General features: G+C 62.6%; 8 protein-coding genes. 5 read left to right on the forward strand and 3 right to left on the reverse strand.

Translation table 11 applies throughout. From position 1 onward, the window contains the following. Positions 1 to 84: 84 nt before the first annotated feature. Positions 85 to 294, reverse strand: coding sequence for a DUF397 domain-containing protein (locus QK444_RS30010; protein WP_282785484.1), 210 nt, complete (start codon positions 292 to 294; stop codon positions 85 to 87). Continuing rightward, positions 287 to 1,180, reverse strand: coding sequence for a helix-turn-helix transcriptional regulator (locus tag QK444_RS30015; protein WP_282785485.1), 894 nt, complete (start codon positions 1,178 to 1,180; stop codon positions 287 to 289). The genes QK444_RS30010 and QK444_RS30015 overlap by 8 nt, the downstream gene beginning before the upstream one ends. 236 nt (positions 1,181 to 1,416) lie before the next feature. Between QK444_RS30015 and QK444_RS30020 the strand changes: the two genes are divergently transcribed. Genes QK444_RS30020 through QK444_RS30030 form a run of 3 tightly spaced genes read left to right on the forward strand, consistent with a single transcriptional unit; the run spans position 1,417 to position 2,201 of the window. After that, entirely contained in the window at positions 1,417 to 1,683 is a 267-nt protein-coding gene (locus tag QK444_RS30020; RefSeq protein ID WP_282785486.1) for a hypothetical protein, read from the forward strand. A 47-nt stretch (positions 1,684 to 1,730) separates the two neighbouring features. After that, the gene (locus QK444_RS30025) at positions 1,731 to 1,904 is read left to right on the forward strand and encodes a hypothetical protein (protein ID WP_282785487.1); all 174 of its coding nucleotides are present in this window, start codon (positions 1,731 to 1,733) and stop codon (positions 1,902 to 1,904) included. A gap of 57 nt (positions 1,905 to 1,961) precedes the next feature. Beyond that, entirely contained in the window at positions 1,962 to 2,201 is a 240-nt protein-coding gene (locus tag QK444_RS30030; protein WP_282785488.1) for a hypothetical protein, read from the forward strand. Positions 2,202 to 2,274: 73 nt separating this feature from the next. Here the strand turns inward: QK444_RS30030 and QK444_RS30035 are convergent, their stop codons facing one another. Further along, positions 2,275 to 2,964, reverse strand: coding sequence for a DUF4190 domain-containing protein (locus QK444_RS30035; protein WP_282785489.1), 690 nt, complete (start codon positions 2,962 to 2,964; stop codon positions 2,275 to 2,277). A gap of 490 nt (positions 2,965 to 3,454) precedes the next feature. Between QK444_RS30035 and QK444_RS30040 the strand changes: the two genes are divergently transcribed. After that, on the forward strand, positions 3,455 to 3,754 hold the full coding sequence (locus tag QK444_RS30040) for a hypothetical protein (protein ID WP_282785490.1): 300 nt from the start codon (positions 3,455 to 3,457) through the stop codon (positions 3,752 to 3,754). Between the two features lie 6 nt (positions 3,755 to 3,760). Then, positions 3,761 to 6,334 carry a hypothetical protein gene (locus QK444_RS30045; RefSeq protein ID WP_282785491.1) on the forward strand — a complete coding sequence of 858 codons (2,574 nt, stop codon included), beginning with the start codon at positions 3,761 to 3,763 and terminating at the stop codon, positions 6,332 to 6,334. Positions 6,335 to 6,714 lie beyond the last annotated feature (380 nt).

Here is a 6,714-nt window from a genome sequence, read left to right on the forward strand (position 1 = left end):
AATCGCTGACGCCCCGGCGAGATCGGCGATGACCACCGGGTGAGTCCGAACCTCACTGGCTCGGTGCGCGTACGCGAAACAGTCTCACGCGGGCAGGTCGAATGCTCCCGACCGGACGGCTGCGGTGAAGTCGTCCCACTCGGGGCCACCGAATATCAGCACCGCACCGGCGGCGTTCTTACTGTCCCGCACCCCGACCTCACCGCCTGGAAGATGCGCGGTCTCGACACAATCACCTTGAGGCTGGCTGTAGCTGCTCTTGTACCACTTCACCGCAGATGGGGCATCACTCACGCCGCGTACTCCTTCGCAAATCCAGCACCATTCTTGTGGTGTCTTCCTCATCCAACGCCGCCCCAGCGATGTCTGCAACCGCCGTCCGATACTTCTCGATCATGTCGTTGTCCTCGAAGAACAGCGCGCCAGTGAACACTTCGACAAAGGCGACCGGCGGCTCCTGCAATCCACTGTGCCGCAGCGCGGGGAACTCGAACAGGGTGAACTGTCCGACCACCAACCCCATGTAGCCATCGGCATCATGCGGTACGACCCGGATTGCCACATTCGGCGACCGTCCCATCTCGGCCAGGTGTCCGAGCTGTTCGGCCATGACAGCTGGCCCACCGACGCGGTGCCGCAGAACCGCTTCGGACAGAAACACATTCACCTCGAACCCGGTGTCCTCCAGCAGGCGCATCCGCCTGCGAATACCGAGTTCGATCTCCCGCTCGACATCAAGCGCGGAACGCCCCGGCTCCTTCACAAGGATCATCGCTCGGCGGTAGGCGGGCGTCTGGAGCAGGCCGGGCAGCAGGGTCATCTGGAAGGTGGTTAGCCGGGTACAGGCTTCTTCCAGATTCATGTAGTGGTCGAAATGGCTGCTCGTCACATCTTTGTACGCACGCCACCACCCACCCCGCGGGTCGCCCTTGGCCGCCTTCACCTCCTCGAACAGCGCCAGTGCCTGATCAGCCGATTCCGGTTCCGCCCCATAGCATCTCAGCAGCTCCTTCACCTGCACTCCGCTGACCTTAACCGGTATCCCGTCCTCCATTCTGCCGATGACCTGTGGTGAAACGTCAATGATCAACCCTGCGGCCAGCTGCGTCTTCCCGGCCTGTACCCGCAGGTCGTGCAATATCCGGCCCAACGCTCGCCGGGGGATGGTGGAACCCGCCATATCGTTAGCCTCGCTATCCGGGTCACTCCGTACTGGCGGCACCGTACTGGCTGCCCAACGAGTTACGGCTCAACTTCGATGCGGAGCCTTCAGAATAGCTCCGGCGGGTGTCTACTTGAGGGTGTTCAGCAACCGAAAACCGCAGGCCCGGGGGTAGATCCGGCTCGCCTCGGCGGCCGATCGCGCCTGTTCACCCTGTCGGAATCCACGACCACACCGAAAGCGGGAATTCGATCATGACGGCCGACCCACTTCCCACCTGGGTAACACTCGGCGCGCACGTAGTCGAGCTGTCCGAGACCCGTGGAATCGTCCTGTCCCGCACCAGAATCAAGTCCATTACCGACACCACGATCGAACTTCGTTGCGGCACACGGTACCTGCTGCGCACCATGCAACCCGCCGACCGCCCCGAAGAGGTGGTCTTCAGCCGCCCCAACTCCCTCATCCCGGGAATCAGAACCCGCCTGGCCTCCCCCGACCACCCCGAAGCGCGGAACTAACCACGGTGTCCGCCGACCCCATCCGAATCAGCGAAAGGCCGAGCCTCATGGAATACGTCTCCCCCAGGGCACTGATCCTGGCCGGATGCGACTACGACGGCCCGATGAACCACCTCGAAGCCGCCGAGGCAGGCGCGCTGCACCGCGACTGCCACCCCGCCGAATGCCACACCCTGCGCGCGGCGCGGCACATTCTGCGCACCCCCACCGAACCTCGGTGAGCGGCATCCCCGCCCCCTGGACACCACTCCCAACCTCGAATCCGAAAGGGATACACCGTGATCGCGTACTGGCTGCCGTTCCTGATCGGCGTGACCACCGGCGGCATCATGACCCGGCTCGTACCCGCGCTCACCGCCCTCCTCGCGCCCCACCCGGCCGAGGACCGGACCGTCGCGGCGATCGTCGCCCGCCTGGAGCGCGAGCGCCGCACCGAGCGCGGGGTACACCCGCTGGGTTCAACCACCGCACCCGCACGAACGCTCCCCAGACACGGCCGCCTGGCTACCGCCCGCTGACCGCTCCCGTCCCGCTCGCGCCCCAGCCGCAGGCCGCTGCCGACCGGCTCACACCGCCGCTACGGTACCGCGCCTACCGGGGAATCTTCATCGCCAGGTCCCGACCGTCCACACGCATGACCAAGCAGCTGACCTTCGGGTAGTTGCGCCACTGCATCGCATTCGCCGGAAAATAGATGAAGCTGCGCAGTTCGGCCAGCATCGGACTATTGATCAATGCCGGTGTCAATTCCGCGCTACAGCGCGCATCGGCCCGCCGCGCCGATTCGTCCCGACCGGGCCACGACCCCTCCACCGGGAACTGAATGATCACCTCCGCCACATGCGGCTGATCGCACGGCACGACCGGTATCGCGTCGATTACATCGGACTCCTCCACGCTCTCGACGCAGTCACCGACCGCCAGATTCCGGGACAACATCGGCGGCAGCGCCTCATCCTCCTTCTCATCGGAACCACCGATCGGGAAGAACGCCATCACCATCACTCCTGCCAGGACATAGCACATGGACGCTGCCATCCCCGCCCGCGCCAGCACGCCGCCCCGCTGCCCCCGATTGCGGATCTGCGCCAACGCGATCATTCCCAAAGGCACTGCCAGGAAGAATATTCCGAGGAGGCCGAGGATCAGGGTGACCACAGCGAGCCGATTGGTTTCCCACCGCTCCGGAGATGGTTCCGAACTCGGCTCCGCCGCGTCGGCTGGCACCAACGGAGCCTCCCAACCCCAGTCGGCAGCATCAGTTTCGTTCTCGCGCTGCACTACCTACTACCCCTCGCTCCGGCCACGGTGGGACGAGCACGTCAAACGCCCTCGATTTCACCGTAGGCCACACCTGCTCACGTGCTTCCTTGATCTCCCGGATTACCTGCGCCACCCGCGAATTCACCACCGCACCGGTCCGGTCGCCGCCAACTCGGCGGGCTGACAATCGGCAATCACATACCGACCATCACCCTCGACGTCCCGTCAGCATAACGGGCCAGGTGGGCTGGGGCCGTGCCGAGTAGCGGCGTGGCGATTTGGTTGTCGGGTATCCTGCTCTCGCCGTGGCACGAATCGCGGTTCACCGCGATGGTGTTCGATAGCCATCATCGGTCGCTACCAGGCACGAACATCGCGCCGAGCAGAAGGAGGCGCGAGAGCATCCTCTCCCGAATCGCCACAGCTTGACACTCGCACACGTGACCGTTAAGGATCATGTCTGCTTTGAAAGGCTCAAATGACGCGGTTCGGTTGAGAGTGGGGGACTGTGGCGGAACTACTTCAGGTCGACATCGAGACTTTGCAGAAGCTCGGCAGCGTGATCGCTGTACATGCTGGCACGGTCAATGGAATCGAGCACACCGTCGAGGTGTCGATGAATGGGTCGGCCGTCGAGAAGGCCGCCACCGATGCGAGCGCGGCGGTGATCGCTGCCTACAAGGCAATGGGATCCAGCCTCGACCAGATGGCGACCGCCGCACAGACGGGCGCGAAGACCTACGAGGCTGTCGAGCAGGCTTCTACGGCTTTGATGCGCAGCATCATGGGCGAGACCGGGCAGGAGTGACGCCCGGTGGCTCCCACTGACCAGCCGGTGACGATCAGCCACGTCCGCGCGAGCGCGCCGTCGACCATGGTGGCGCTGGGCAACCACATCGCCGCGAATCTCACCCTCTTCACCGAAGCCGTCGAAGAAATGGGCAAGGATGTCGACAATGCGCTCGACACCTGGCAGGGCGAGGGCGCGGCAGCGGCCGGTGTTCGCGCGGTCGGTGAAAAGCTCACCGCCACCAAAATCGACGAAGCAGCCACCATCGTGGCCAGCGACTGCTGTCTCTACGGCTCGGTTCTCGACACCGCTCGCACCGATCTGCTCGATCTCGTCGACAACCAAGCGGCGGGAGCCGGGATGACCGTCGCCGACGACGGCACCGTCACCCCACCGAAGTTTCCCGGCGCAGACGGCACGCTGGCCGCCGCCATGATCCAGCAGCGCTTAGAAAACCAGGCCGACTGGTTGCAATCCCGCATCCAGGACTTGCTCAGCTCCTATGCCAACAACGAGCGCTACGCTGCCGACCATCTGGGTCTGGTCACACAGAGCCTCGACCAGCTGCAGCAGGCCCCGGCTGCCGATGTCGAGATCCCCCAGGTGCCGACCACCGGGGATGGGCTACCGAAAGCAGATGTGGGCGAGCTCGGTGCCGATGACGGCAAGGCGGTGCGCGACGCGGTGAACGCGGACGGATCCGTCGATACCGCGGTCCTCGACGAAGTCGCCGACCGACTCCCGAAGCGCATCCTGACCGATGCCGAACTCACGGCGCTGTCCAATGGCGGTGAAGTCGATACGCTGCCGGCGTACGTCCAGGATTACTACCGTTCCTTCCTGCAGAACGCGGGAAAGCCCGGAATCCTCGCCCTGAACGATCGTTTGAAGCAGCAGGAGGAGGCAGGCGACCAAGGCGCGGCCACGCAGCGTGACACACTCGCGAATGGCCTGCTAGCCGTCTCTAACGAAGATATCGGTACCGGCCGCAATCCCGACGGCAGCCTGCAATCTCCCGGCAGCTATCAGGACCTGCCACAGGACCTGAGAGAACTGATCTCCACCCGCGTCGCAGGACCGGACGCCAACGCGACCACCTACCCGACCGAGCCGCCGGAAATTCAGGCTGCGGCGCGCACGCGATTCCTGGACGAGACCGCCAGGTTCGGCGACCTGATCTCACAGGCCAATCCTGGGTACGAGCCCGGCGTCGAACTGTCCCGAGAACTCACCCGTCAAGTCGCATCCATGGCGACACCGGCCGGAACCTCGGACTACTCCGCCCTGCCCGGCGGCAACAACCTGCTCTCCGAACTGGAACCCTCGATGCGCGACTACCTGGAAGTCTCCGGTCGCAATCACGAGGCGACCACTCAACTCCTCACCGGAGAAACCAATCCCGGCTCGGTGCCTCTGGAAGATGGCTACAACCCGTTGAGCGTTGTTCAGCCCCTGCTGCACTACGACTGGACCGATGGCGAAGGCCAGGAACCGCCGCCGCTGTTCAACTGGATCGGCGAACAGGCCGTACCGCAACCTCCCACCGCCGACGGCCCAGGTGTCACGCTGGAACAATCCCAGCAAGCAGGTGCCGCAGCGTCGGCGCTCTTCGGCATCATGACTCAGGGTTCCTCGCCCGATGGGGCCATGAGCCCCTTCGAGGCACTGATGGATATGCCCTACCACGACAATCAGTCGCTCGGGCAGGTCAATCCCGGACTGACCCAACAGGTGGCGGATGCGATGATCCCTTACCTCGACGAGATTGCGATGGCTCCGGACTATTTGTCGGATACGAACGGGTTTCAAATTCCTGGAGAAACCTCGGATGAGCGGGATACTCGGGCGATCCGGCTCCTTACCCTGCTCAACTCCGATCCAGAAGCTTCAGCTCTGGTGAATGCCGCGATTATTGACCGGACCAATGATTACGCGGCTCACTATGTGGACATCCACGATCAGGAATCCAATGCCAGGGATCAAATCGCGGAATCGGCTGGACGCCTGATCGGATACCAGGAGCAGGGCTTGCGCGCAGAAGCATGGGACCGCGGCATCGATGCCAGCAATTTTGAGAATAGCTCCGTCAACAATCTTAATATGGGGGTTGATATAGCCGCAGGTGTATTGGATACGTTCGTGCCGAACGCCAGCGGGGCGTTCGATGTGGCCAATAAGGTATTCCGATACGACATCAACGATATCGACTTCACTGCAGTGCCGGAGTCTACCTACAAAGCTAATCAAGACGAGCTCGCGACCCAGCGCTTCTACAGCATGCTGACTGCGGCGGCCAACAGCGATCCCGAATTCTTCAATAGTAAGGGTCCCAGGTCAGCGACATTCCCGACCGAATGGCTCGAAGACGGTCGACTGAAGCCGTACAAGGAAATATTCTCGCCATCCGCGACCGACGATCCCGTGTACACAAAGGCGGAGTTCGGATCCGCAGCCCGGCAGTGGCTACGATCGGCGGGCATCGATATTACTAGCTTTACGGATGCACTGGGTAACCAAGCTGACCGTTATGATCGTCTCACCAGTTCGAGAGAGGATTATGAGAGTCGAATTCTGAAGGGCGGGAACAGTGGCGAATAGGCTCAAGAGGGTCTTGTGTCTCGGCGGAGCGCTGTGCTTCGTTGCTATGACCTCCGCGTGTGGGGAAGCCAATAACACTGTAGATCCTGCGGCGCGCTGGTCTATGTCGTTCCGATGGTCATCGGAGGATGACGAAGACCTGGACGCCCCAGATATCGCAGGTGTTCGCGCCGAAATAGAAAGCATTACAATCGGAGCCTTCCTCGGCCTCAAATACGGTTATCCAGGATGGCATGGGACATCACTGTCTATCCCAGATGGCGTAGATGCAGACGAAATTGGTGGGGGTCCCGGACATGAGGGAACCGGGACGGCATATCTGCATTTAAGCGTCCAAACTGATGTGGAGGAAGAGAAATTTGTGGCCGTATGCCGCGACA

The sequence above is a fragment of the Nocardia sp. CC201C genome (assembly GCF_030010695.1).
In the GTDB taxonomy this organism is placed as follows: domain Bacteria; phylum Actinomycetota; class Actinomycetes; order Mycobacteriales; family Mycobacteriaceae; genus Nocardia; species Nocardia otitidiscaviarum.

Coding starts and splice junctions, on each gene's coding strand:
- QK444_RS30020 (WP_282785486.1), top strand. CDS start 1,417: ATGACGGCCGACCCACTTCCCACCTGGGTAACACTCGGCGCGCACGTA.
- QK444_RS30015 (WP_282785485.1), bottom strand. CDS start 1,180: ATGGCGGGTTCCACCATCCCCCGGCGAGCGTTGGGCCGGATATTGCAC.
- QK444_RS30025 (WP_282785487.1), top strand. CDS start 1,731: ATGGAATACGTCTCCCCCAGGGCACTGATCCTGGCCGGATGCGACTAC.